At 67.8% G+C, this 26238-nt stretch carries 22 protein-coding genes; 15 read left to right on the forward strand and 7 right to left on the reverse strand.

Features of this window, described 5'->3' with window-relative positions; all coding sequences use genetic code 11:
• Positions 1-1022: 1022 nt before the first annotated feature.
• Positions 1023-1409 carry a histidine phosphatase family protein gene (locus tag AC1MEQ_RS00480; protein ID WP_479792975.1) on the reverse strand — a complete coding sequence of 129 codons (387 nt, stop codon included), beginning with the start codon at positions 1407-1409 and terminating at the stop codon, positions 1023-1025.
• 245 nt (positions 1410-1654) lie between these two features.
• Between AC1MEQ_RS00480 and AC1MEQ_RS00485 the strand changes: the two genes are divergently transcribed.
• The gene (locus tag AC1MEQ_RS00485; protein ID WP_479792977.1) at positions 1655-3043 is read left to right on the forward strand and encodes a sigma 54-interacting transcriptional regulator; all 1389 of its coding nucleotides are present in this window, start codon (positions 1655-1657) and stop codon (positions 3041-3043) included.
• A 26-nt stretch (positions 3044-3069) separates the two neighbouring features.
• Positions 3070-5070 (forward strand): vWA domain-containing protein, encoded by a 2001-nt coding sequence (locus tag AC1MEQ_RS00490; RefSeq protein ID WP_479792979.1) that lies wholly within the window; start codon positions 3070-3072, stop codon positions 5068-5070.
• 39 nt (positions 5071-5109) lie between these two features.
• Here the strand turns inward: AC1MEQ_RS00490 and AC1MEQ_RS00495 are convergent, their stop codons facing one another.
• A complete protein-coding gene (locus tag AC1MEQ_RS00495; RefSeq protein ID WP_479792981.1) occupies positions 5110-5730 on the reverse strand; it encodes an L-threonylcarbamoyladenylate synthase in 621 nt (206 codons plus the stop codon).
• Positions 5731-5924: 194 nt separating this feature from the next.
• On the opposite strand from AC1MEQ_RS00495, the gene AC1MEQ_RS00500 reads away from it, so the two are divergent.
• The 4 genes from AC1MEQ_RS00500 to AC1MEQ_RS00515 all read left to right on the forward strand — a co-directional run bounded on the left by AC1MEQ_RS00500 (position 5925) and on the right by AC1MEQ_RS00515 (position 8604).
• The gene (locus tag AC1MEQ_RS00500) at positions 5925-7235 is read left to right on the forward strand and encodes an inorganic phosphate transporter (RefSeq protein ID WP_479792983.1); all 1311 of its coding nucleotides are present in this window, start codon (positions 5925-5927) and stop codon (positions 7233-7235) included.
• Entirely contained in the window at positions 7232-7468 is a 237-nt protein-coding gene (locus AC1MEQ_RS00505) for a hypothetical protein (protein ID WP_479792985.1), read from the forward strand. The genes AC1MEQ_RS00500 and AC1MEQ_RS00505 overlap by 4 nt, the downstream gene beginning before the upstream one ends.
• Positions 7469-7512: 44 nt before the next feature.
• Complete coding sequence (locus AC1MEQ_RS00510) at positions 7513-8091, forward strand: dihydrofolate reductase family protein (protein WP_479792987.1); 579 nt, start codon at positions 7513-7515, stop codon at positions 8089-8091.
• A gap of 93 nt (positions 8092-8184) precedes the next feature.
• A complete protein-coding gene (locus tag AC1MEQ_RS00515; protein ID WP_479792989.1) occupies positions 8185-8604 on the forward strand; it encodes a hypothetical protein in 420 nt (139 codons plus the stop codon).
• 31 nt (positions 8605-8635) lie between these two features.
• Here AC1MEQ_RS00515 and AC1MEQ_RS00520 read toward each other — a convergent pair whose 3' ends face one another.
• Complete coding sequence (locus AC1MEQ_RS00520) at positions 8636-9229, reverse strand: P-loop NTPase family protein (RefSeq protein ID WP_479792991.1); 594 nt, start codon at positions 9227-9229, stop codon at positions 8636-8638.
• Positions 9226-9726 (reverse strand): hotdog fold thioesterase, encoded by a 501-nt coding sequence (locus AC1MEQ_RS00525; RefSeq protein WP_479792993.1) that lies wholly within the window; start codon positions 9724-9726, stop codon positions 9226-9228. The genes AC1MEQ_RS00520 and AC1MEQ_RS00525 overlap by 4 nt, the downstream gene beginning before the upstream one ends.
• Positions 9727-9811: 85 nt before the next feature.
• On the opposite strand from AC1MEQ_RS00525, the gene polA reads away from it, so the two are divergent.
• From polA to AC1MEQ_RS00545, 4 genes are all read left to right on the forward strand, one after another.
• Complete coding sequence (polA, locus tag AC1MEQ_RS00530; protein ID WP_479795985.1) at positions 9812-12445, forward strand: DNA polymerase I; 2634 nt, start codon at positions 9812-9814, stop codon at positions 12443-12445.
• Positions 12445-13788: a GNAT family N-acetyltransferase gene (locus tag AC1MEQ_RS00535; RefSeq protein WP_479792995.1), complete on the forward strand. Its 1344-nt coding sequence runs from the start codon at positions 12445-12447 to the stop codon at positions 13786-13788. Before polA ends, AC1MEQ_RS00535 begins: the two co-directional genes overlap by 1 nt.
• Positions 13789-14002: 214 nt before the next feature.
• On the forward strand, positions 14003-15472 hold the full coding sequence (gene rpsA, locus AC1MEQ_RS00540; RefSeq protein WP_479792996.1) for a 30S ribosomal protein S1: 1470 nt from the start codon (positions 14003-14005) through the stop codon (positions 15470-15472).
• Positions 15473-15592: 120 nt separating this feature from the next.
• Complete coding sequence (locus AC1MEQ_RS00545) at positions 15593-15907, forward strand: hypothetical protein (RefSeq protein WP_479792998.1); 315 nt, start codon at positions 15593-15595, stop codon at positions 15905-15907.
• Here the strand turns inward: AC1MEQ_RS00545 and AC1MEQ_RS00550 are convergent.
• The gene (locus AC1MEQ_RS00550; protein ID WP_479793000.1) at positions 15904-17046 is read right to left on the reverse strand and encodes a class I SAM-dependent methyltransferase; all 1143 of its coding nucleotides are present in this window, start codon (positions 17044-17046) and stop codon (positions 15904-15906) included. The genes AC1MEQ_RS00545 and AC1MEQ_RS00550 overlap by 4 nt on opposite strands.
• Positions 17043-17741 (reverse strand): IMPACT family protein, encoded by a 699-nt coding sequence (locus AC1MEQ_RS00555; protein ID WP_479793002.1) that lies wholly within the window; start codon positions 17739-17741, stop codon positions 17043-17045. The genes AC1MEQ_RS00550 and AC1MEQ_RS00555 overlap by 4 nt, the downstream gene beginning before the upstream one ends.
• A 93-nt stretch (positions 17742-17834) precedes the next feature.
• Between AC1MEQ_RS00555 and AC1MEQ_RS00560 the strand changes: the two genes are divergently transcribed.
• Both AC1MEQ_RS00560 and AC1MEQ_RS00565 read left to right on the forward strand, forming a co-directional pair.
• Positions 17835-20858 (forward strand): ATP-binding protein, encoded by a 3024-nt coding sequence (locus tag AC1MEQ_RS00560; RefSeq protein ID WP_479793003.1) that lies wholly within the window; start codon positions 17835-17837, stop codon positions 20856-20858.
• Positions 20855-22273, forward strand: a complete 1419-nt coding sequence (locus tag AC1MEQ_RS00565; protein WP_479793005.1) for an FAD-binding oxidoreductase — start codon at positions 20855-20857, stop codon at positions 22271-22273. Before AC1MEQ_RS00560 ends, AC1MEQ_RS00565 begins: the two co-directional genes overlap by 4 nt.
• Before the next feature lie 144 nt (positions 22274-22417).
• Here the strand turns inward: AC1MEQ_RS00565 and AC1MEQ_RS00570 are convergent, their stop codons facing one another.
• Positions 22418-22810 carry a VOC family protein gene (locus AC1MEQ_RS00570; RefSeq protein WP_479793007.1) on the reverse strand — a complete coding sequence of 131 codons (393 nt, stop codon included), beginning with the start codon at positions 22808-22810 and terminating at the stop codon, positions 22418-22420.
• Between the two features lie 172 nt (positions 22811-22982).
• Between AC1MEQ_RS00570 and coaE the strand changes: the two genes are divergently transcribed.
• The 3 genes from coaE (at position 22983) to uvrB (ending at position 26151) form a co-directional block, all read left to right on the forward strand.
• Positions 22983-23633 (forward strand): dephospho-CoA kinase, encoded by a 651-nt coding sequence (coaE, locus tag AC1MEQ_RS00575; protein WP_479793009.1) that lies wholly within the window; start codon positions 22983-22985, stop codon positions 23631-23633.
• A complete protein-coding gene (locus tag AC1MEQ_RS00580) occupies positions 23630-23962 on the forward strand; it encodes a hypothetical protein (RefSeq protein WP_479793011.1) in 333 nt (110 codons plus the stop codon). The genes coaE and AC1MEQ_RS00580 overlap by 4 nt, the downstream gene beginning before the upstream one ends.
• Before the next feature lie 86 nt (positions 23963-24048).
• Positions 24049-26151: an excinuclease ABC subunit UvrB gene (uvrB, locus tag AC1MEQ_RS00585; RefSeq protein WP_479793013.1), complete on the forward strand. Its 2103-nt coding sequence runs from the start codon at positions 24049-24051 to the stop codon at positions 26149-26151.
• Positions 26152-26238: the final 87 nt, after the last annotated feature.

Here is a 26238-nt window from a genome sequence, read left to right on the forward strand (position 1 = left end):
GAAAGAAAGGTTCCCGTCCGAGGTCTGTGAGACTTGCAACGAGTTCATGCGCGAAAGCGCGTGGTAAGCACTATCGAGGCTAGGGTCGACGTGTCCACCGCCGTCTGTATCAGCCAACGCGTGAACCAGCGTGCGCCGCGCGAACTCATTCCCGAACGAGTCCTTCATAACTGGCTGCTCCCACCACTCTTCGAATCGTAAATGAAAGCCCGCCGGACGCGGGATCTTTTGCCCTCGAAGTAGAGCGTGGACTTGGAGTTCTGGAGGGGCAGCCGGCACGCGTGGAATGTCACCGAGGGTGGACCCGTAAGTAGCGACAGGCACGCCGCCCTGAGTCGACATTTGCATGATGACAAGATTCATGGAAGACAGCATGTTTTGTGGGTCAACCTCTCCTGCTGTGTCTTCGTACCAGAGCGAATCCTTGATCCCCAATTGCGAGAAAAGCGAGTGTGAGTTTCTCCCCCGATCATTCAGGAGAATCCGGAGGGAGAGAGCCATACGTTTCGCCTCTCCGCTGTGTCCGGAGTCGAACCTCCTGGCGGATTCCGTCAGAAAATCTATTTGCTCGTGAAATGCCTCTGCCGTCTCCGACTGTGCGCGCTGAACCCTTATGCATGTCAGGTTACTTCAAAGCGCCACTACGAGTCGGACCCGGATCTGAACTATCAGGGGAGGCGCAGCGCACTGTTCCTGCCCGATTCCATCCCCCAGCTGTCTCTCCGCTTTTGCCCCTGGGAGGGTCTATTTTGCGTACCCGTCTTGTCCCGTGCCGAAATCGGGGTGGCCGCACTCGACCGCACCTAGTCCTGGTACCGTTCCCCGCCTCGTGCTTGTCGACAACCCACGCGGATCCGCCATGGCCGGCGACCTGGACGAGGAACGTCTCGTTGCTACTGCGCAGGATCCGCTCCAGCAGCGCGATGGGGTGCGTGAGAGCAGCTCCAGCGGCCGGGCAGCCTCCATGACGTTTGCGTTCACCGTGCCTCTACCCGCTCGGGGTTCCAAGACCGGGTTCATCGTCAGTATGGCAGGGGACTGGCCGGGGGCCGTGAGACGACGGCGACCGATCCCGGGTTGATGGAGATGCGCTGGAAGTGGTCCAGGGGTGTTCCCAAGGCATGGGCAACGGCGGCCTTGATTGGGGCTGAATGGGAGAAGCAAAGGATGACACCTCCCAGGTGCCCGGCAAGGTGGACGGGGCCGCTGGGTGGTCCGCCGCTCCGGCAGCGCCGACAGATCCGCCTGCAGCGTCCCCGTCTATTCCCCGACGTCGCATCGGTGAGGCCAGCGGCCTCGACGACGTCGAGCCCCGCACCTGCCGCAGTCGGACGGGTCGTTTCGAGGGGCCGCTCCCGGGGCGAGGAATAGACGGTGTCGATCGGCACCCCGGCGAGCCGCCCGGCCACCTGTCCCGCCTGTGCGCCTCCCCGACCGGAGAGGGAAGTCCCGGAACCCTCCCGGGCGGGACAGTGCCCGTGCTGGATGTCGCCTCGTGGCGCATCAGGCTCAGCAGAGTCGACGGCGTCGGGGGTGCCGGCATGGCTTCGGGGGCCATCAGCATTCAGGGAGGATTTGTCCGCATCCTGCGCGGGGGCAAGTGCGGGCGCCCCGGGCCCTCGATTACCGCGCAGCCGAGGACTACGGTTGAACCGTGAGTGATCGCCCTGATATCTCCACCCTGGGTGGACTGCGCGAATCCGGCTATGTCCACCGGGACCTGCGCCATGAGATCCGTGGGAACCTGTTGGACGCCCTCTCCGCGGGACGTGATCCGTGGCCGGGAATGTACGGCTTCGGGCGCACGGTACTGCCCCAACTTGAACGGGCGCTGATCGCGGGGCATGACGTGGTCCTGCTCGGCGAGCGCGGGCAGGGTAAGACCCGGCTGTTGCGCACCCTGGTGGGCCTGCTCGATGAATGGTCGCCGGTGATCGAGGGGTCCGAACTGAACGAGCACCCGGACGAACCGATCACCCAATCCTCCCGTGCCCGCCTGCTCGCGGAAGGGGACAGCCTGCCCGTGGCCTGGCGCCATCGGTCGGAACGCTACGTGGAAAAGCTCGCCACCCCCGACACCTCCGTGGCGGACCTGATTGGCGACGTCGACCCGATGCGGGTGGCCGAGGGCCGTCGGCTCGGCGATCCGGAGACCATCCACTACGGCCTCGTCCCGCGCGCCAACCGGGGAATCATCGCCATCAACGAATTGCCCGATCTGGCCGAACGGATCCAGGTCGCCATGCTCAACGTCATGGAGGAACGTGACATCCAGATCCGGGGTTACGTGCTCCGACTGCCCCTGGACGTCCTGGTCGTGGCCTCCGCCAACCCGGAGGACTACACCAACCGCGGACGGATCATCACGCCGCTCAAGGACCGCTTCGGCGCCGAGATCCGCACGCACTACCCGAATGAACTCGAGGACGAGGTGGCCGTGATCCGGCAAGAGGGCCGGCTGGTCGCCGACGTACCCGACGTGCTGCTCGAGATCCTGGCCCGCTATACCCGTGCCCTGCGTCAGTCCCCGTCCGTCAACCAGAGCTCGGGCGTCTCAGCCCGATTCGGCATCGTGGGGGCCGAAACGGTAGCCTCCGCCGCCCGGCGGCGCAGCGCCCTGCGTCGCGAGCCCGAAGCCGTGGCGCGCATCGTCGACCTGCAGAGTGCGGTCGACGTGCTTTCCGGAAAGATCGAGTTCGAATCCGGTGAGGAGGGCCGTGAGCGGGCCATCCTCGACCACCTCGTCCGCACGTCGACGGCCGATGCCGTCCGCGTGCATTATCGGGGACTCGACTTCGGTCCGCTGGTCGAGGCCTTGGACGGACACACGACGGTGGCGACGGGAGAGGACGTCACCGCCCAGGAGTTCCTGTCCAATCTCCCCGCCCTCGACGGTTCGAAACTGTACGACGAGGTGGTTGCCCGGTTGGGGGCCACAAGCGACGGCCAGCGGGCCGCCGCCATCGAATTGGCGCTCGAGGGGCTCTTCCTCGCCCGGCGGATCTCGAAGGAATCCGACGAGGGCGAAACCGTCTATGGCTAGGCAGGGCCAGGAAAGGAGCAGCAACCATGGTGGCTCACCACGGCGCCTCCCGGTATGGCCGCTACACCGGCGGACCTGACCCGCTCGCTCCGCCGGTCGATCTGGCGGAGGCGCTCGATGCCGTGGCGGCGGACGTGATGGCCGGGTACTCGCCGCGCCGGGCGCTCCGGGAGTCCCTCCGACGTGGTGCGCGCGGCGGGGAAGGGCTCGACGGGCTGGCCGGACGCGTCCAGCAGCGCCGCCGCGATCTACTCGGCCGCCACCGCCTGGACGGAACGCTGGACCAGATTCGGAAGCTGCTGGACACGGCAGTGCTGGAGGAACGCAAACAGCTCGCCAGGGACGCCTTGATGGACGATACCGACCGTTCCTTCCGCGAAATGCAGATGCAGAACCTGTCGCCTTCCACGGCTGCTTCCGTCAAGGAGCTGGCCGCCTACGACTGGCAATCCGGAACGGCACGGGATGCCTACGAACAGATCAAGGATCTGTTGGGCCGCGAGGTCCTCGATCAACGGTTCGCCGGCATGAAGGACGCGCTGGAGAACGCCACGGACGAGGACCGGGCCGCCGTGAACGAGATGCTCCGCGACCTCAACGCGCTGCTCGCCAAACGCCGTCGCGGTGAGGACACCGACGCCGACTTCGAGGAATTCATGGAACACCACGGTCGCTTCTTCCCCGAGGACCCGCAGTCGCTTGACGAACTCGTCGACGTCCTGGCTGCGCGGTCGGCAGCAGCCCAGCGGATGATGCAGTCCATGTCCCCGGAACAGCGTGGTGAACTGATGCGCCTGTCGGCGCAGGCGTTCGGCTCGCCCGACACCATGGCGCAGCTGGATGAACTCGACGCGAGCCTGCGCGCCTTGCGTCCGGGGGAGGACTGGTCCGGTGCCGAGCGGTTCGAGGGCCAGGAGGGACTGGGGCTGGGTGATGGCACCGGCGTCTTGCAGGACCTGGCCGACCTCGACCAGCTCTCCGACCAGCTGTCCCCGTCCTCCGGCGGATCCGGGTTGGAGGACCTGGACCTGGACGCGCTGGCCCGCCAGCTTGGACCGGAAGCGGTGGTCTCCGCCCGCGCCCTGGCCGACATCGAAAGGGCCCTGCAGGACGCCGGCTACCTGCAGCGCGTCGCCGACGGTGACCTCCGGCTGTCACCGCGGGCCATGCGCCGGCTCGGGAAATCGCTGGCACAGGATGCCGCCCGGCACCTCACGGGAAGACAGGGGCAACGGGAAGCACGTGAGGCCGGTGCCACCGGGGACATGACCGGATCCAGCCGCAGCTGGCAGTTCGGGGACACCGAGTCGTGGGACGTCACCCGGACGATGACCAACGCCATCCACCGCACCATGGCCGGGGGCGGTGACCCGAGCCGTGGGGTGCGCCTGACCGTGGACGACATCGAGGTCTCGGAAACCGAGGCACGGACCCAGGCGGCCGTGGCCCTGCTCGTGGACGTGTCCTTCTCCATGGCCGCGGAGGGGCGATGGGTTCCGATGAAACGCACGGCGCTCGCCCTTCACCACCTCATCACCACCCGATTCAGGGGGGACCGGCTACAACTCATCGCCTTCGGCCGCTATGCCCAAACCATGGAGATCGGGGAGCTTACGGCGCTTCCGGCGGTGCGCGAACAGGGGACGAACCTGCATCACGGACTGTTGCTGGCGAACCGGTTCTTCCGGCAACACCCGTCCATGCAGCCGGTCCTCCTGACGGTCACCGATGGGGAGCCCACGGCACATCTCGTGGGGGACGGCGAATCCTGGTTCTCCTGGCCGCCCGAACCCGAGACGATCCGCCTCACGATCACTGAGCTGGACCGCCTCGGAAGAACCGGGACCCGGGCCACGTTCTTCCAGCTCGGTGATGACCCCGGGTTGGGGGAATTCCTTCAACGCATCGCGCGCCGCATCGGCGGACGCGTCGTTGCCCCGGACGTCGACAACCTCGGTGCCGCGGTCGTCGGGGCATACCTGCGTGCCCACCGGGATGAGCCCGAGGCCGACGACCCTCCGGTCTAGCGCCGACCACCCCAGGAGGCACCGCCGTCGTGCCTAGTCCTATTCGAAGGGGGAGGGGTCGCCCATGCCGACGCGCAGGATCTCCGGGACCCCGGTGGAGAAGTCGACGACGGTGGTGGGTTCGGTGCCGCACTCCCCGGAGTCGACGACCGCGTCGACCTGGTGGTCCAGGCGTTCCTTGATCTCCCACCCCTGGGTCAGGGGCTCCTCCTCATCCGGCAGCAGCAGCGTCGTGGACAGTAGCGGCTCACCCAGGGCCGAGAGCAGGGTCTGCACGACGGCGTTGTCGGGGATCCGCACGCCCACCGTCTTCTTCTTCGGGTGCAGCAGGCGGCGCGGCACCTCGGGGGTGGCCTTGAGGATGAAGGTGTAGCTCCCGGGGGTGGCGGCCTTCAGGCTGCGGAAGACGGCGTTTCCCATCTCCACGAACTGCCCCAGCTGGGCGAAGCTGCTGCACATCAAGGTGAAGTGGTGCTTGTCGTTGAGGTGCCGGATGGTCCGGATCCTATCCAGGGCCTCGCGGTTGCCCAATTGGGCACCGAGGGCGTAACAGGAGTCGGTGGGATAGGCGATGAGCGCCCCCTGCTGCAGCAGGTCGACGATCTGTCCCACGGCACGCGGCTGGGGGTCCTGCGGGTGGACATCGAAGAATCTGGCCATGACAGGAGACTACGACCCGGAGGCCGATCTTGCACGCACCCCGCCGGCGCCGTGGCGTCCGCCACAGCGGGGACCCAGCTGCCGGGGGCAAATGGCGCGGCCGGTTAAATGTGTGTGACCATAGAATGAATTCTGGGTCGGACCCGTTCCCCCGTTCGGCCGTGCACCTCAGCCATCCCCAGATTGGTTCCTAGATGGAAATCTCCCTCATCGTTGTCCTGGTCATCGCCCTGGCACTGTTCTTCGACTTCACGAACGGTTTCCATGACACCGCAAACGCCATGGCGACCCCGATCGCCACCGGTGCCATCAAGCCGAAGACGGCGGTCACCCTGGCGGCAATCCTCAACCTGGTCGGGGCGTTCCTCTCCACCGAGGTGGCGACCACGATCTCCTCCGGCCTGATCAAGGAGGGGGACAACGGCTTCTCGATCAGCCCGGCCATCATCTTCGCCGGCCTGATGGGCGCCGTGGTCTGGAACATGCTCACCTGGCTGCTCGGCCTGCCCTCCAGCTCCTCCCATGCCCTGTTCGGCGGACTCATCGGCGCGGCCATCGCCGGTGCGGGATTCGGTGTCGTGAATTACGGCACCGTGGTCTCCAAGGTCCTGCTGCCGGCACTGGTGGCGCCGGTAATCGCCGGCCTGGCAGCGTACCTGTGCACGAAGCTGGCCTATGGGATCACCAAGCGGCCCTCCGGGGTCTCCTCGCCCAAGCGCGGCGGCTTCCGGGTGGGCCAGATCTTCTCCTCGTCTCTGGTGGCCCTGGCGCACGGCACGAACGACGCGCAGAAGACCATGGGCGTGATCACCCTGGCCCTGGTCGCCTCGGGCCTGCAGGAATCCGGCAGCCACGTGCACTTCTGGGTCATTGCTGCCTGCGCCCTGGCCATCGCCCTGGGAACCTACGTGGGCGGCTGGCGCATCATCGCCACCATGGGCACTGGCCTGACCGAGGTCAAGCCCGCCCAGGGCTTCGCCGCCGAATCGTCAACTGCCGCGGCCATCCTGGCCTCCTCGCACCTCGGGTTTGCCTTGTCGACCACCCAGGTCGCCTCCGGCTCCGTCATCGGTTCCGGACTCGGCCGCAAGGGCGCCTCCGTCCAATGGCGCACCGCCGGAAAGATCGCCACCGGGTGGCTGTTCACCCTCCCCTGTGCCGCCATCGTCGGTGCCGCGGCCGCGGCCTTGACCTATCTGGGGAACATCGGGCTCATCCTGGTGGCCGTCATCGGGTTCGGCGTCGTCCTGCTGATCTGGTGGCTCTCCCGCAAGGAGTACATCGGCCCGCACAGCGTCGTATCCGACGTCGAAGAGGCCGGCGGGGCCGTGAGCATCCCGACCAAGAAACAGCGCCGGAAGATGCGCAAGGCCCAGCGTGAGGCGGAGCGTTCCGAGACGGAGCGCATGGCCCGCAAGGCCGGGAAACTGGGGTTCGACGATGAGAAGGCCCCGGCAGCAACCACGGCGGATCGTCCGTCAACCGGTCCGGAGGAGACCCGATGAACATTGAATGGCTCTCGTTCGTGACCGTCACGGTGGTCACCCTGGTCGCCGCCGTATCGCTGGTGACCCTCTACTCGTCAGCGGTGCGCCTGAAGGCCATCGCCGAGGATGGCGGCCGCGGGGCGTCGCTGGCCAAGGGCGGCGCCGTGGCCTGCTTCGTGCTGTGTGGCTGCCTGGTCCTGCTGGGCATCTACCTGATCGTCCCCCAACTCGGCGGCTCCGGAGGACACTGACACCTGCCCGCCGTGGGTGGGGCCCGATGTGGCAGCATGGGGGCATGACACGCTTCCGCTACCTCGTGGCCGCCAGCGTCGACGGCTACATCGCCGATGATCACGACTCGCTGGAATGGCTGTTCGCGTTCAACGACTACCACGTGGGTTTCGGTGACCCCGTGGAGGCCTTCATGGGGGAGATCGGCTCCTTGGTGATGGGTGCCGACACCTACCGGTGGCTAACCGCGCACATGCGCACCTCCGGTGATCCGTGGCCGTACCCCGACCTGCCCTGCTGGGTCTTCACGCATCGTGAACTGGCCGCCGAACCCGGTGCGGACCTGACCTTCATCCGTGGCGACGTCGACGAATGGGTGGCCGACATCGAAGCCGACGCGGGCGAGCGCGATGTCTGGGTCCTCGGCGGCGGCGGGCTGGCCGGCCAACTGGCCGAAGCCGGGCACCTCGACGAGCTGATCCTCTACACCATGCCCCTGCTGCTGGGCGGCGGACGGCCCCTGGCCAGCCTCCGGGCGCCGCTGTCCCTCACCCCCACCTCGAGCCGCGAATATGGCATGGGGGTGCGGGAGGCACGGTACGACGTCCGAAAACCCCCTGCCGCCGGTCGCGCCGAATACTGAAGCCGCCGGGCGCCCGACCCCTCGACTGGCGTCCGGCCGTTGGCCGTTCTAGGCTCGAACACGACCTCTGTACGCATCGAAAGGACATGTCCCATGAAACTCAGCCACCTGCCATTGCGCTTGACGACCGGTGCCTTCATCCTCAATTCCGGCGTCGGAAAGCTGCAGCTTGACGGCGAATCGGCCGCTGGCCTGCAGAAGATGGGCGCCTCGGCGTTCCCGCAGCTTGCGGACCTTGACCCCGAACAGTTCGGCAAGGTCCTCAGCGCCGCGGAGATCGCGCTGGGCGCTGCCCTGTTGCTGCCCTTCATCCCCAGCCGGCTGGCCGGCCTCGGTTTGACCGCCTTCTCCGCGTCGATGGTCACCATGTACCTGAAGACCCCGGGTTTGACCCAGGAGGACGGCATCCGGCCGACCCAGAACGGAACCGCCGTGGCCAAGGACTTCTGGATGCTGGGCATCGGACTGGCACTGGTCCTCGATTCCGCGAAGAAGAAGCGCAAGGGCAAGTAGTCTCGGCCGCGCCGCTGGCCGCATCCCCCGCTTAGGGCAGGGGAATGCGGCCAGTTGTGTTAACACCCTCCAGCCAACGCCGCGTCTGGGCGGGTGAGCGGAAGACGATGACCTTTCGGGGGCCGTGGGTTTCCGACAACGAGCGCATCCGCTGCCGCTTCCCGCCAAACGACCTGGCGTGCCAGAGCAGGATGGAGTCGTGCGAGAAGAGCTGCGCCCAGGTCTCAACGTTTCCGTTGCAGACCGGCTCGGCCCGGGTGACGCGCCGGACGCTTCGCCGGACCAAACGGCCCCAGGAGACCAGCCGCGGATAGTCCAGGCAGATGATCAGCTCAGCCCGCTCGGCGATCTCCTGGTGGTAGTGCCCGTAGGCGCTGTCGAAAACCCACACAGGTGCCGCAGCCCGCTCCAACGCCATACGCCGCTGCTCGGCCTGTTCGCGTTGGACCCAGCCCGGCAGCCATCCGATCTCCTCGTCGACCAGATGTACCGGCAGCCCTGCCGCCTGGCCCAGCCGACGGGCCAACGTCGATTTCCCGGAGCCGGTGACGCCGACGAGCAGGATCCGGCGCGGGCCCGACCCGTCGGTCCCCGGGGACGACGGTGCCTCCCGGCGTCCGCTCACGCGGGGCCCAGCAGCATGTTGGTGATCCGGGCCGTGCACACCCGCCGGCCCGCCTCGTCGGAGACGACGATCTCGTGAGTGGTCGTGCTCCGGCCCCGGTGGACGGGCGTGCAGACTCCGGTGACCAGTCCGGAGGTCCCGGCCCGGTGGTGGGTGGCATTGATGTCCAAGCCCACCGGACGTCGGCCGGGGCCGGCGTGCAACGCCGCCCCGAAGGAACCCAGCGTCTCGGCCAGGGCAACGCTCGCCCCGCCGTGCAGGATGCCGGCCACCTGCTGGTTGCCCTCCACCGGCATGGTCGCCACGACCCGTTCCACCGACATCTCGGTGAAGACGATCCCCAGCTTCTCCACCAGTGTCCCGACGCCGTGGGTCCCGAGCATCTGCCACATGTGCACTGGCACCCCGTGGCGGGTGAGCTGCTCCCGGAAGGGGTTCACGTCGCCGTCGTGCTCCGGTCCCGTGGCGTCCGGGCCGAGAGTGTATTTGTCTGTCATGGGAACTAGGCTGGCACCTGTGAGTCCAGCAACCAAAACAGACGCCCCCGACGCCCCACGCCTGCTCGTCCTCGACGGGCATTCCATGGCATTCCGCGCCTTCTACGCGCTGCCGGCGGAGAACTTCGCCACCGACACCGGACAGCACACCAACGCGGTCTACGGTTTCGTCTCGATGCTCATCAAGATGATTGAACAGCGCAAGCCGACCCACGTCGCCGTGGCCTTCGATCTGGACACCCCCACGTTCCGCTCCCAGGAGTACGCCGAATACAAGGGCGGCCGGAACAAGACCCCCGAGGAGTTCTACGGGCAGATCGACCTCATCCAGAAGGTCATGGAGGCCATGAACATCCCCTCCATCACCATGGACGGCTTCGAGGCCGACGACATCATCGCCACGCTGGCGCACATCGGCGAAGGCGCCGGCTGGGATGTCCTGGTGGTGTCGGGGGACCGCGACGCCTTCCAGCTGATCACCGAGAAGACCACCGTGCTCTACCCGAAGAAGGGCATCTCGGACATCCCGCCGATGGACATCGCCGCCGTCGAGGAGAAGTACTTCGTGCGTCCGGAGCGCTACCCGGACCTGGCGGCCCTGGTGGGGGAGACCGCGGACAACCTTCCCGGCGTTCCCGGGGTGGGCCCGAAGACCGCAGCCAAGTGGATCAACCTCTACGGCGGGCTCGAGGGCGTCCTGGAGAACATGGGATCGATCAAGGGCAAGGTCGGCGACTCGTTGCGCGAGCACGTCGACGCCGTCCGCCGCAACCGGCACCTGAACCACCTGCTCACCGATCTGGACCTGCCCGTCGGCCTCGAGGCCCTGGAACTGGAAAACCCCAACCGGGACTCCATCGAGGAGCTCTTCGACGCGCTGCAGTTCAACACCCTGCGCAAGCGCCTGTTCGACCTGTTCGGCGAGGACGAGGGCGAGCCGGAACCCGAGATGGAGATCCCGGAACCGTCACTGCTCGACTCGGCAGCCACGGTCAACGCATGGTTCCACGAACACGGGGCCCACAACATCGGCCTGCACCTGGAGACCGTCCGATCCGCCGGCGGGGGAGACGACGTGGTCGGCATCGGCCTGGCTGCGGAGTCCGCAACGGCCTACGCGGGGCTTGAGACGCTCGATCCCGACGCCGAAGCCGCCCTGGGGCGGTGCCTGGGCTCGCCCGACTACAAGCTGGCGATCCACGACTACAAGGCCGGCTACAAGCTGCTGGCTGCCCGCGGCATCGAACTCGGGCCGGTCGTCGACGACACGATGATCTCCGCCTACCTGATCCAGCCGGACCGCCGCAGCCACGAGCTCGCGGATATCGCCCAGCACCACCTGCGGATCCAGCTCGCCGCCGAACCCGCAGAGGATGACGGGCAACTGGCCCTGGACCTGCAGGGCCCGGCCAACCACCTGCCGGTGGTCCGCGCGGCGCATGTCGTCCGCGAGCTGAGCATCTACCTGACCGGGCAGGTCCTCGAACGCGGTGCCAGCACCCTGCTCGCCGACATGGAACTCCCCCTGTCGGTGGTCCTGGCCCGGATGGAACGCATCGGCATTGCGGTGGACGCCGGCCGCCTGGAGAACTTGCTGGACGACTTCGGCACCACCATCGAGACCGCCACCGCCGAGGCCTATGCGGCCATCGGACACGAGGTCAACCTCGGGTCCCCGAAGCAGCTGCAGGTCGTGCTCTTCGAGGAACTGGAACTGCCCAGGACCAAGAAGATCAAGACCGGTTTCACCACCGACGCCGATTCGCTGGCCGACTTGCTCACCAAGACCCGGCACCCGTTCCTGGCCTCCCTGATGGCCCACCGCGACGCGTCCAAACTGCGCCAAACCGTCGAGGGGTTGCAGAAGGCCATCGCGGACGACGGGCGGATCCACACCACGTACGCCCAGACGATCGCCGCAACCGGCCGGCTGTCCTCGCTGAACCCCAACCTGCAGAACATCCCCGTGCGCAGCGAGGCGGGCCGGCGGATCCGCGAGGTGTTCATCGTCGGGGAGGGCTACCAGACCCTGCTGACCGCCGACTACTCGCAGATCGAGATGCGCATCATGGCGCACCTCTCCGGCGACGAGGCGCTCATCCAGGCCTTCAAGGACGGCGAGGACCTCCACCGGTTCGTCGGCTCCCACGTCTTCGGCGTCGAACCGGCCGACGTCACCGGCGAGATGCGCGCGAAGGTCAAGGCCATGTCCTACGGCCTGGCCTACGGGCTGAGCTCCTTCGGCCTGTCCAAGCAGCTCAATGTCCCCGTCGACGAGGCCCGCGGGCTGATGAAGGACTACTTCTCCCGGTTCGGAGCCGTCCGCGACTATCTGCGCTCCGTCGTCGACCAGGCCCGCAAGGACGGTTACACCTCCACCATCGAGGGCCGGCGCCGCTACCTGCCCGACCTGGCCAGCGACAACCGGCAGCTGCGCGACATGGCCGAACGCGCCGCCTTGAACGCCCCCATCCAGGGCTCCGCCGCCGACATCATCAAACGCGCCATGCTCGGCGTCGACGCCGGCCTGCGGGAACAACGGCTCGGCTCGCGCATGATGCTGCAGGTCCATGACGAACTCGTCCTGGAGGTCGCCCCCGGCGAACTCGAGGCCGTCACCGCGCTCGTGCGCGAACAGATGGGAACCGCGGCCGACCTCTCGGTTCCGCTCGACGTCCAGGTCGGTACCGGCCACAGCTGGCAGGAGGCCGCACACTGATGACCACCACTGAAACCACGACCACCACGAACACAGGAGCCAACGGATTGCGCCACGAACTCTTTACCGCGGGACTTCTCCCGGCCGAGGGCGACGGCGAACCGCAGGTAGACCAGCGCACCGCCGACTGGTTCCGTGCGGTGCGCACCGGCTTCCACGAACAGCCCTACACGGCTCCCGAGGTCGCCCGCCTGGCGGCCTCCTACCAGGTCGACGGTCGCGTGCTCCTCGGCGTGTACGACGACGATGCCCCCACGCCGTCGTTGGATGCCGGGATCCCGGTGGCCACCTTCGCCGAATTCCGCAAGACCCTGAACACCGGTGCCGGGAACCTGGTCGAGTGCAGCCTCATCACCGTTGTCACCGTCCGGCCCAGCCACCGCCGCCGGGGCATCCTGCGCCGGATGATGACCGATTCGCTGGAGCGTGCCCGGGCCGCCGGCCTGCCCATCGCCGCGCTGACCGCCTCCGAGGGAACCATCTACGGCAGGTTCGGCTTCGGTCCCGCCACGACGTTGGATTCGGTCCGGGTCGACGTGAAGGGCGGACTGCCCATCCTGGCGCCCGTCGAGGGCCAGGTCGTCTCCGTGGACCCCGCGTCCCTCCAGGAGCTGGCCCCAGCACTTTTCGAACGCTTCCATGCCGGACACCGCGGGTCCATCGGCCGCCAGGAGGCCTACACGTTGCGGGCGACCGGCCGACTGGCACCCGACGCGGCCAAGGACGACCCCACGCTGCGCGCCGCGGTCCACCTCGACGCCAGCGGTGAACCCCAGGGCTTCCTGACCTATTCCTTCGCCGGGTGGGACACGTCCCCGGTCACCATGAAGATCCGCGACCTGGTCGCAGCCACCGGTGCCGCGCGGCGCGAGCTCTGGCGCTATCTGGGGGCCCATGACCTCGTCGAACGCATCGAGTACGGTGCGGCGGCCCCCGATGATCCGCTGCCATGGACCGTGGAGGACCCCCGCCGGGTCACCGTCACCGAGACCGAGGACTTGCTCTGGCTGCGCATCCTCGACGTCCCCGCCGCCCTGCGCGCCCGGGAGTACGCGGCCGACGGTGCGCTGCGGATCCGGGTCACCGACCCGCTCGGCTACGCCGCCGGAACCTACGACCTGGCCGTCGACGGGGGTACCGCCCGCGTGGAGGTTGTTGACGACGCAGCACCGGCGGATCTGGAACTCGACGTCGCCCTGCTTGGCTCCTTGTACCTGGGCGGCACCGGCGTCCGGGTGCTGGCCGAGGCGGGACGGTTGCGGGCTTCCTCGGAGGAGGTGTTGGCGCGGGCTGCGGCACTGCTCGACCTGTCCGGGGCACCGTACGCGATCAACGGTTTCTAGGGGCAGCCGGGCCGCCGGGACCGCCGCGCGGCCAAGTCGGGAAGCGACGCGCCAGGCGTTTTGACCGGCCGCCAATCGGGGGACTAAACTCAAGTGGTGACTGCTGGGGTGTTCCATGCCCTGCGTCGCAACAATTTCAGTTCCATCTTCGGAGCATGCCGGGACTTCCGGCCCTTCGACTGACGCAATCTATCCACATCGGAGCCCCTACTACATGACCATCACCTCCAACGAGAAGACCGGTACCCCGCAGGTCGCCATCAACGACATCGGGACCGCTGAAGACTTCCTCGCAGCCGTCGACGCCACCATCAAGTACTTCAACGATGGCGACCTCGTCGAAGGCACCGTCGTCAAGGTCGACCGCGACGAAGTCCTGCTCGACATCGGTTACAAGACCGAGGGTGTCATTCCTTCCCGCGAGCTTTCCATCAAGCACGACGTCGATCCCGGTGACGTCGTTGCCGTCGGCGACAACGTCGAAGCCCTCGTCCTCACCAAGGAGGACAAGGAAGGCCGCTTGATCCTGTCCAAGAAGCGCGCTCAGTACGAGCGTGCCTGGGGCGACATCGAGAAGATCAAGGAAGAGGACGGCGTCGTCACCGGCACCGTCATCGAGGTGGTCAAGGGTGGTCTCATCCTCGACATCGGCTTGCGCGGCTTCCTGCCGGCATCGCTGGTCGAGATGCGCCGCGTCCGCGACCTGGCTCCGTACATCGGCCAGGAAATCGAAGCCAAGATCATCGAGTTGGACAAGAACCGCAACAACGTGGTCCTGTCCCGCCGTGCCTGGCTCGAGCAGACCCAGTCCGAGGTCCGCTCCACGTTCCTCAACAAGCTGGAAAAGGGCCAGGTCCGTCCCGGCGTCGTTTCCTCCATCGTCAACTTCGGTGCCTTCGTGGACCTGGGTGGCGTGGACGGCCTCGTGCACGTCTCCGAGCTGTCCTGGAAGCACATCGACCACCCGAACGAGGTTGTCGAGGTTGGCCAGGAAGTCACCGTCGAGGTCCTCGAGGTCGATCTGGACCGCGAGCGCGTCTCCCTGTCGCTGAAGGCGACCCAGGAAGATCCGTGGCAGACCTTCGCCCGCACCCACGCCCTGGGCCAGGTCGTGCCGGGCAAGGTCACCAAGCTGGTTCCGTTCGGTGCGTTCGTCCGCGTCGAAGACGGCATCGAAGGCCTCGTGCACATCTCGGAGCTGGCCGTGCGCCACGTCGAGCTGGCCGAGCAGGTCGTCTCCGTGGGCGACGAGCTCTTCGTCAAGGTCATCGACATCGACCTGGAACGCCGTCGCATCAGCCTCTCGCTGAAGCAGGCCAACGAGGGCGTCGACCCCGAGGGCACCGAATTCGATCCGGCTCTCTACGGCATGGCCGCAGAGTACGACGAAGAGGGCAACTACAAGTACCCGGAGGGCTTCGATCCGGAGACCAACGAGTGGCTCGAAGGCTTCGACGCCCAGCGCACCGTCTGGGAGCAGCAGTACGCCGACGCCCAGACCCGCTGGGAGTCCCACAAGAAGCAGGTTGCCGAGCACCTGGTCCAGGACACCGCCATCAGCGAAGGCGTCACGTCCGAGTCCGCCTCGAGCAGCTACTCCTCCGAGGCCCCGGCCCCCGAGGCCGGCACGCTGGCTTCCGATGAGGCCCTCGCCGCACTGCGCGAGAAGCTCACGGGCGCCTAGGTCTGCAGCGTTCGCGCTGAGGCTTGCCTCGCCGGGGCCCATGCACCTTCGGGTGTGTGGGCCCCGGCCTTTTTAACCACCAGGACCTGGCCCGGACGAGCGGACCGACGGAAGGACGCCATGGACGCCTCTGGATGGCTGGCCACCATGCGCGCGGACGGGGAAACCGTCGGCCACCTGGAACCGCTGACCGAGGACTACGCCCTGGTCCGGCCACGCAGTCTGCTCGGACACATCGTGGGCGCACCCGCGGATTTTCTGGAAGCGGGGGAACTGCTCATCGAGCGCGGCATCTCGGAGCTCGCCGAGCGGTGGATGCTACGAGGTGCCACGGACGAGCTGCGGGGCGGCGTCGTCATCCTCGAGGCGTCGGCGGAGGGGATCGTCGTCGCCCACGTGGACCTGGCCAAGGCCGACGACGGGAAGGACAGTTAGCGGCGGGTCGAAACCGTCACCGTGAATTTCGGGTTCCTCGCCACCTGGCGCGTGGGGCCCACAAGCCGGGTGAGGTGGCCACGGTAGGCCAGATGTGAATTCCACACGCACCACAGTTCCCCGCCCGGAGCCAGGACTCGACCCGCATCGGCCATGAGCTTCACGGCGATGCCCGCATGGACCGCGTTGCCCACGTGGAACGGCGGATTCAGGACCACCAGGTCCCGTGAACCGGTGGGGAGGGCGCCGAGCGCATCGTCGCGGACACAGTGCAGGCGGTCCTGCACGTCGTTGGCCACGGCGGTCGCCCGGGTCGAGGCGATGGCCGATGCCGACTGGTCGAAGGCCGCGACGTGGACGTGCTGCCGCGTGAGCGCCAGATAGGCGGCTATCGTGCCGTTGCCGCAGCCCAGGTCGACGGCGTCCTCCGCGCTGCGGGCAGCCTCCAGGTGGGGGAGCAGGAACCGGGTCCCGGGATCGAGTTTCGCCCCGCCGAAGGTGGAGGCAAAGGCGCGCAGTTGCAGTGGATCTGCCAGCCCGATGTCGTGCTGGGAAGCCAGCGGGAAACGGGGGGCCGGCAGTGACCCCGCCGGCCGGGGACCGGTGGCGGTGAGTATCCGCGACTTCCGTGCCGCCCGGCTGGCCATGACGATGCCGAAGTACCGTTCCAGGATGGAATTCATGGCCAGGGTCATGTGCTTGACCCGGCCTCCGGCCAGGACGACCACTCCGGCGGTGGCATGGCGGGCGATCAGATCCGCGATCTCCTCGAGGGCGTCGAGCGAACGGGGCAACTGCAGGAGGACGACTGCGGCCCCGTCGAACAGCTGGGGCCCCAGTGGCAGGTGCGCATACCGGCCGGCTGCCCCGTCCCACCGTGATGCGTTGGCGTCCACGGCCCGTTCCCCGGACAGGGCGTCCTGGTGAACGCGCAGGCCGTCGGTGCCCCGGGAGATCGCACCCAGGGTGAGCGCCCCGTAGTGGTCGTTGACGACGACCACCGATCCCGGGTCCCCCTGGAGCAGTCCGCGTTCCGCCGCGGTTTCGAGCAACAGCAGGTCGGCGCCGTCGTACGCCTGCAGTTCGGGGGATTCGATGTCGGGCCAGCGGCGCAGGGCGGCCGGGTCGAAGCCATTCACGGAGCTGCCCCGATGGCCGTGTCGATCCACGCGACGCCGTTCGGCACCGCCGTGGCGCGTCCCGCGGTGAGGGTGGCCAACCGTGCGGAGAAGGCGGATGCGGTTCCCGGGCCATCGGGTATGGCGACGTGCAGGGTGGCGATGGCCGGTCCGTAGTCGGTGCCCGTCACGGTGGTCCCCTCGGCACGTAGCTCGTTCTCGAGCCGCCCGGCATCGGCATGGTCCGCATCGATGCCGAAGAGCGCCATGCGGCGCCGTTGGACCAGGGAGGCCGCGTCCAGCGCGGAGGAGACGGCCTGGGAATAGGCGCGCATCAGGCCCCCGGAGCCGAGTAGGACGCCGCCGAAATACCGCACAACCACCGCGGTGATGTCGGACAGGTCCGCCTCCCCGCTGGGGGTCGCCCGTTTGGCCAGCGCCTCGAGCATGGGCGGGCCCGCGGTGCCGGAGGGTTCGCCGTCGTCGTTGCTGCGCTGGATCTGGCGGTCCGGGCCGAGCACGAAGGCCGAGCAGTGGTGCCGGGCGTCGTGGTGTTGTCTGCGTAGCCCCGCGAGGGCGGCGCGGGCCGCGTCTTCGGTCTCGGTGCGGAAGAGGTAGGCGATGAACTTGGAGCGTTTGATCTCGAGTTCATGGGCATGGGCATGGTCCGCGTCCAGCGTCACGTAGGTCGTCGCCTGGCTTTCTGTAGCGGTCACCGAATCAGTCTAGTGGCGGTGGCGGTCCTCTTGTTCACCGTAGGGCGCGGTGCGAAAATGGCTCGTGGGGGGCGGTGAGGGAAGGCCGCGGTCGTGCTGCAGTTGAATTTGCTGGGTGAACAGCGTCTCACGGAGGCGGGCGCCGATGTGGGAGCCGGAACCAGCCGCGCCATGGAGCTTCTTGCCTACCTTGTCTTGCATCCGGACTTTCTCGTGGCCCGCCTGGTGGTGGCCGGGACGTTCTGGCCCGAGTCGACCGATGCGCAGGCGCTGACGAACTTGCGCCGTGAACTGCACAACCTACGTATTCTGCTGGGCGGTGTGCGGGGGCTGAGAACGGCCAACGGGGCCATCGGCTGGGTTCCCGACGCCGCGGTGAGCATCGACGTCGAGAATTTTGCGGCCGAGCATGCGGCCGCCCGGGATGCCACGGAACGAGCGGATGCCCCGGCTTTCCTGCGCCATGCTTCGGCGGCCCTGGCCGGATACCGCGGCGAACTGATGCCGGGGAACTATGCGGATTGGGTGGGACCGATACGCGAGTCACTGCAGCTGTCATGCGCCCGGCTCTGCGCCCAAGCGACCTCGGGGTGGCTGGCCGCGGGGCATGCGGAGCGGGCACTGGAGCCGGCCCGGCGCGGCATCCAGATCGCACCGCTGTCCGAGGGGGCACACCGGGATCTGATCCGGGTACAGCTGTCACTGGGGGACGATGCGGCAGCGCTGCACAGCTACCACAGCTGTTGCCAGATGCTTGAACGGGAACTCAGCGTCGGACCGGGAGAGGAGACCTTGGCCCTGGTCGCTGACCTGCCCGGTGAACGCACGGATGCGCTACGGCCAGGTCGCCCGCAGATCCCGATCGGTCGGGCCCAGGAGGTGGCCCACTTGCAGGCGGACTGGGTACGCGCAGCGGCCGGACGGAACTCCGTCGCGGTGCTGACCGGGGCGCCGGGGGTGGGCAAGACGCATGTGGCCGAGCACGTGGCCGCGTGGGCGGCGGCCCGTGGGGCACTGGTCGCCCGGGCACGCTGCTTCGAGGGAGGGGGGTCGGTTCCCCTGGCACCCGTTGCGGCATGGCTGGGCTCCAGCGACATGGCCCCGGTGCTGCGTGGCCTCCCGGCCCGGATACAGGCTGATGTGCGGCGGATGGTGCCGGAACCGGGTTGGGGCCGGGATCCGTTTCCGCTCGTCTCCGCAGACGGGGCACATGCAATGGTCGACGCCTGGCAGCGCTTCGGGTACTTCGAGTCGCTGGCCCGTGGTATCAGTGCCGCGGGCCGTCCCACCCTGCTGGTGCTCGATGACCTGCAATGGTGCGACGATGAAACAGCTGCCTGGATTTCCTTCTTGTCTGCCAGGACGTATGCGCCCCGGCTCATGCTGGTCGCCACGATGCGCACCGGAGGCCAACACCTGACCGCGGCGGTCGGGGGGATGCTGGCTTCGCTGCGGGGCCTGGGTTTGCTGCACGAGATGGCCGTCGCCCCGTTGGACGAAGCGGATACGGGGACTCTCGCCGGTGCCCTGCGTGGCCGCCCCGTGGGGGCCGGACGGGCCCGGATGCTCAGGGCGGCCACGGGCGGCTATCCGCTGTTCATCATCGAGGCGGCCCGGATCGATACGAGAGTAGCCCCGGGGGAGAACCACGAGTTGGGCGCGATGCTGCACCGGAGGATCGCCGGCCTGGGTCGGGATGCACGGGCGGTCGCCAGCGTCGTTGCAGCAAACGGCAGGGAAACCGGCATGCGGCTGCTCAGCGCGTCGACGGACCTGACGTCTTCCGGCCTCGTCGCGGCCGTGGATGAGCTCTGGCGCCTGGGCATCCTGGTTCCGGTCGGGAACGGGTACTACTTTGCCCACCGGTTGCTGGCCGATGCCACCTACCGTCTCCTCACGCCGGCCCAGCGCTGGCTGCTGCACAGCCGGATCGCGGCATCGCTCGAGCAGCTGCACGCGACGGACCCGGATGCCGTGGCAGCCCGGCTCGCCGAACAGCACGCCCTGGCTTCCAACCCCGACCGGGCACTCCACTTCAGAATGCGCGCGGGGGCCGTCGCGGCCAGGGTGTTCGCCAGCGCCACGGGCCTGGACAGCTACCGACAGGCGCTGGCGATCGTGGATGCCATGGACCCCGGCGGCGTGCGCGACGCGGCGGAACTGGATGCCAGGCGCGCCATGTCGCCGCTATTGACGGCACTGCATGGATACTCCTGCGCCGAGCTGTTGGACAACCTTGAACGATCGGTCGTCCTCGGGGAGCGGCTGGGGCTCCGCGACGTCGTGGCGGCGAGCTTCGTCGGCCTGTTTTGCGGCCGCTACGTACAGGGGCGGATCGGAGAGGCCTACGAGCTGGGACAGCGCGCCCTTGTACTCGGGGTTGGAGACGGCAAGCTGCTGGCCCAGGGGCACTTTGCGGTAGCCGGTGCCGCCCTCGCCCTCGGCCGGCCTGCCGAGGCCATCGAGCACTTTGCGGCCTGCTATACCGCGGTCACTCCCGGCTACTCCACTGTCCTGGGGACCCGCATCGAAATACATGCGCGCGCCTGGGCCGCACATGCGCACTGGCTGGCGGGGGACCGGCCCGGCGCCCGGCGTCTGGCCGCGGAGGCGCTGGAGCGATCCATTGCCGCGGCGCACCCGTATACGCGCGCCGTGGCGTTGGCCTATGCCGCCCTGTTGTACCAGTTGGACGCCGATGCCGCGGAGCTGGACAAGGTCGTCGACGAGTTGCTGACGCTGTGCCAACGGTACGACATCGCCTATTACGGGCAGTGGGCGGAAGTCTTCGCCGGGTGGAGCGCGGGCTCTGCGGCGGGGGTCCTCAGGATCCGGGCGGCTATGCGGGCCCTGGTCGGCCAGGATGCGGTGGTCCGCATGCCCTATTGGCATTCCTTGCTGGCCGATGCCCTGACACGCGACCACCAGCCTGACGCCGCCCTGGGCGAACTCCACACGGCCCTGCAGATCGCCTATGAGCGCCAGGAGAATTGCTGGGTGGACCTGCTGGCCGGACAGTGCGAGCTCATCTCCGGCCCCGGCGAACGCCCAGCGAACGGTCGTCCTCCTAGCGTGGTGGGCACCACCATCCACCACCTACCTGGGAGCACCCCATGAGCCTCGCGACCCCCACCCCCATCACCACCCACCCTGACTTCATCGAGCTCGCGGAGCGGCTCCGCGGATCCCTGGTTCTCCCGCAGGACGCCGGATACGACACGGCCCGCGCCGTCTACAACGCCATGATCGACAAGCATCCGGCGGCCATCGCCCAGGTGGCCGACACCGCCGACGTCGTCGCCTGCGTCGACTTCGGCCGCACGCATTCGCTCACCGTGGCCGTACGGGGCGGTGGACACAACGCCGGCGGCCTGGGCATTGCCGACGACTCGCTGGTCATCGACCTGGGGAACCTCCGTGCCACGACCATCGACCCGGCCGCCCACACCGTGCGTGTCGATGGGGGCGCCACCTGGGGCGATGTCGACCATGCCACGGTGCCCTTCGGCATGGCCACGCCGAGCGGGTTCATTGCCTCGACCGGTGTCGGCGGTCTGGCGCTGGGTGGGGGCATCGGCTACCTATCCCGGCGCTTCGGACTCAGCGTGGACAACCTGCTCTCCGCCGACGTGGTGTTGGCCGACGGCACGCTGGTGACGGCCGACGCCGACCGCCACCCCGACCTGTTCTGGGCCCTGCGCGGCGGCGGGGGCAACTTTGGCGTCGTCACCTCGTTCGTCTTCCGGACCCATGACATCGGCGAACACGGGGTGGTCATCGGCGGCCCGGTGCTCTACGACCTGGCCGACACCCCGGAGGTCATGCGCTGGTACCGAGAACTGCTTCCCACCCTGCCGGAAGAACTCAGCGGCTGGATTGGCCTCTTGACTATCCCGCCGGCGGCCCCGTTCCCCGAGACGCTGTGGGGCAGGAAGGCGTGCGCGATCATCTGGTGCTACACCGGATCCCACGACCGTGCAGACGAGGTGCTGTCACAGGTCAAGGAGTTCGGCGACCCGCTGCTGGTGGGCCTGCACGAGTTGCCCTTCAACGCACTGCAACAGGCCTTCGACGGCCTCTACCCCGCGGGTCTGCAATGGTATTGGCGGGCCGACTTCGTCGAGGAGATCACCGACGAGGCGATTGAGATCCATACCCGGCACGCGGCCGCCTTGCCCACGGGGCATTCCACGATGCACTTGTATCCCATCGACGGGGCAGTGGCCAGGGTGGCGTCGGAGGACACTGCCTTTGCCTACCGGAACGGCGGCTGGGCCGGGGTCATCGTGGGCGTCGACCCGGATCCCGCCAACGCGCAGCTCATCAGCGAGTGGGCCCGTGCCTACTCCGATGAACTGCACCCCACCACCGCCGGCGGAGCCTACGTCAACTTCCTGATGGACGAGGGCCAGGACCGCGTCCGCGCGGCCTACCAGGGGAACTATGACCGGCTGGCACGGATCAAGGCCATCTACGACCCCGCCAACCTGTTCCACGTCAACCAGAACATCCCACCGTCCGGGGGCCGATGATGAAGGCGCTGCAATGGTGGCGGGCATCGTGGTGTGCCTTGCGCAACCCCGCGACAACGGCCCGCGCCTCGTCCTCGGCGGGGACTCGGCAGTAAGCCTGCTTTGCCCCCGGGAGTGCATGATGCGAGGGCGGGCCGCGGACAACTAGGCCGGCGGGGCGAAGAACTCCAGCGCATTCCCATCCGGGTCCTTGAACGAGAGGCCAGAGCCGTACGCCGCGTCCACGATGCCGCCGTGCCCGATGTCCAGTTCGTCGAGCCGCGACTGCCAGGCGGCCAGTTCCTCGCGGTCAGCGCAGGCAAAAGCGATGTGATCCAGCCCGGCGCGGTGCGCGTCGAACCGGTCATGCGCCTCGGTTTCGGGGTGTGCGTGCAGCCCCAGAAGCATGCCGCCGTCCAGTGGGTAGACCTTGTGCCAGAAGCCGCCGGCCTCCTCGTCAAGTGCCGGGGAAACCCCCATCAACCGCTCGTACCATTTGGCGCTCGCCTCCAGGTCCGTGACGGTCAGGGCGACATGGGTGATTGCGGGAAAAGCCATGGCGGGTCTCCTTGAAGTGGGGCGCTTTGGACCCGCCAACCGCGACGGCTCCCTCTATCGTCAAGACTACGTCCCGCCCCCACGTTCGACCACGTTTCGACGGTCCCCGCGATCGCCCCCACGCCCGGCCCCGCGCGCCGGACGGCCACTCGGCGTGCCGTAGGCTGGGTCCATGCTTGATGTGGGACTCACCGGCGGGATCGCCGCCGGTAAATCGGCGGTCGCGGCCCGGCTCGTGGAGCTCGGTGCCGTGCTCGTCGACGCCGACGCCATCGCCCGCCGGGTCGTCGAGCCCGGCACATCCGGACTGCAGCGGGTCGTGGAGGCCTTCGGAGCCGACGTGCTGGACGACAAGGGCCGGCTCGACCGTCCCCGGCTCGGCCAAATCGTCTTCGACGACACGGCGGCGCGGGAACGGCTCAACGGCATCGTCCACCCCCTGGTCCGGGCCGAAGCAAACCGCATTCGCGGGGAGGCCGCGGCCGGTGAGGGCGCGGCCCGGCCCGTCATCCTCGTCCAGGACATCCCGCTGCTGGTCGAGACCGGTCAACCAGGCTCCTTCGACGTCGTCGTCACCGTGCAGGCCCCGCACGCCGAACGGATCCGTCGCATGGTGGCGGATCGGGGGATGACCGCCGAGGACGCTGCGGCACGGATGGCGGCCCAGGCCACCGACGAGGAGCGTGCCGCCGTCAGTGATGTCGTGCTCGAGAACGCGGGGACGACGGCGGAGTTGCTGGCTGCCGTCGACGAGCTCTGGACCAGCCGGCTGTTGCCCGCCGCCGTCGGCACGGTGCCCGCACCTCCGGGGCAGGGCGCATGAGCGCGGCCAAGCCCGTGGGCTACCGCTTCGACGGTGGCATGAGATGGGTGACCTGGTTGTTCGTGGCCACCGGGGTGCTGTGGGTACTGGCGATCGTGCTGTGGCTCGCCGCCGGCGGCCGCGACGAATTCACCACGGGCCAGGGACCCTGGACCTGGCGGGTTCTTGTCCCGGCCTGGATGACCCTGGCGGGAATCGTCTCCGCGCTGGCGGGGTGCGTGGTCTTCGCGCAGCAGATGTTCGTGGCCATCCTCGGTCGGTTCGCGAACAACGGTTTCCTCGAGGCCCCTTCCACACGGTCCCGTGCCCCCAAGGGCCCGCCCAGCTGAGTTCCGCCGTCGTGCATCCACCCCCGGCCGTTAAGCCCTCGGCGGGAACCGTGCGTCGTATCGGAGCCGGGGCGTAGCCTTGATCCATGAGTCTTGCCCAGGAGATCAACCGTGTCGTCGCGCCGTTCGAGGTCATCAGCGACTACCAACCGGCGGGCGACCAGCCGCAGGCCATCAAGGAACTGGCCGAACGGGTCAACGGCGGCGAGAAGGACGTGGTCCTGCTCGGCGCCACCGGTACCGGCAAGAGCGCGACGACCGCGTGGCTGATCGAGAAGATCCAGCGGCCCACGCTCGTGCTGGTGCAGAACAAGACCCTGGCGGCCCAGCTGGCCAACGAGTTCCGCGAACTGCTGCCGAACAACGCCGTCGAGTACTTCGTCTCCTACTACGACTACTACCAGCCCGAGGCCTACGTCCCGCAGACCGATACGTTCATCGAAAAGGACTCCTCGGTCAACGAGGAGGTCGAACGGCTGCGGCACTCGGCCACGAACACGCTGCTGACCCGCCGCGACGTCATCGTCGTCGCCACGGTCTCCTGCATCTACGGCCTGGGCACGCCGGAAGAATACGTCGCCGGCATGGTGACCCTGCGCAAGGGCATGGAGATGAACCGCGACGACCTGCTGCGCAAATTCGTCTCCATGCAGTACGCCCGCAACGACATGGACTTCCACCGGGGGACCTTCCGCGTGCGCGGAGACACCGTGGAGATCATCCCGATGTACGAGGAACAAGCCCTGCGCATCGAATTCTTCGGCGACGAGATCGAACAGATCCATACGCTGCACCCGCTCACCGGAGACGTGATCCGCGAGGAGGAGGAGATGTACGTCTTCCCCGCCAGCCACTATGTCGCCGGGCCCGAACGGATGAATCGGGCCATCACCGACATCGAGGATGAGCTGCGCGTGCGGCTGAACGAACTCGAGGGCCAGAACAAGCTGGTGGAGGCCCAACGCCTGCGCATGCGCACCACCTATGACCTCGAGATGATGCAGCAGATGGGCTTCTGCAACGGCATCGAGAACTATTCGCGCCACATCGACGGCCGCGGCCCCGGGACCGCCCCACATTGCCTGTTGGACTACTTCCCGGACGACTTCATGTTGGTCGTGGACGAGTCCCATGTGACCATCCCGCAGATCGGTGCCATGTACGAGGGGGACATGTCGCGCAAGCGGACCCTGGTCGAGCACGGCTTCCGGCTGCCCTCCGCCATGGACAACCGGCCGCTGAAATGGGACGAGTTCCTCGAACGCATCGGCCAGACCGTGTACCTCTCGGCCACTCCGGGCAAATATGAGTTGGGCAAGGCCGATGGTGTCGTCCAGCAGATCATCCGCCCGACCGGCCTGCTGGATCCGGAGATCGTGGTCAAGCCCACCAAGGGGCAGATTGACGACCTGCTCGAGGAGATCCGCACCCGGACCGGAAACAACGAACGCGTCCTGGTCACCACCTTGACCAAGCGGATGGCCGAGGACCTGACCGACTACCTGACCGAACACGGGGTCAAGGTCCAGTACCTGCACTCCGACGTCGACACGCTGCGCCGCGTGGAGCTGCTGCGCGAACTGCGCATGGGCGTCTTCGACGTGCTGGTCGGCATCAACCTGCTGCGTGAGGGTCTGGACCTTCCCGAAGTTTCGCTGGTGGCCATCCTCGATGCGGACAAGGAAGGATTCCTGCGCTCGAGCACCTCGCTGATCCAGACCATTGGCCGCGCCGCGCGCAATGTCTCCGGGCAGGTGCATATGTACGCGGACCGGATCACCGATTCCATGGCGCATGCCATCGAGGAGACGAACCGTCGCCGTGAGGTCCAGGAGGCGTACAACAAGGAGCGCGGCGTGGACCCCATGCCGTTGCGCAAGAAGATCGCCGACATCACCGACCAGCTGGCCCGCGAGGACGCCGACACCCAGGAACTGCTGAACAACCAGCGGCTCGCCAAGGGCGCCCGCAAGTCCACTGCGAAGACCCATCAGGCCGAGGCCGGGGTCCGGCGCGACGGTCTGGCCGCTGCGCCGGCGGAGGACCTCGTGGACCTGATCACCCAGCTGACCGAGCAGATGCACGGTGCCGCCGGCGAATTGCACTTCGAATTGGCGGCCCGGCTGCGCGACGAGGTGGGGGACCTGAAGAAGGAGCTGCGCCAGATGCAGCAGGCAGGCCACGCGTAGGCCCCATGCTGTAGGATTTCCGGGAGCGTAGGGGAGTATCCCAAACACTGTGGACGTCAACACGCGGGGCATCGATGCCCCGCCGGG

The sequence above is a fragment of the Arthrobacter sp. ASL1 genome (assembly GCF_056680475.1).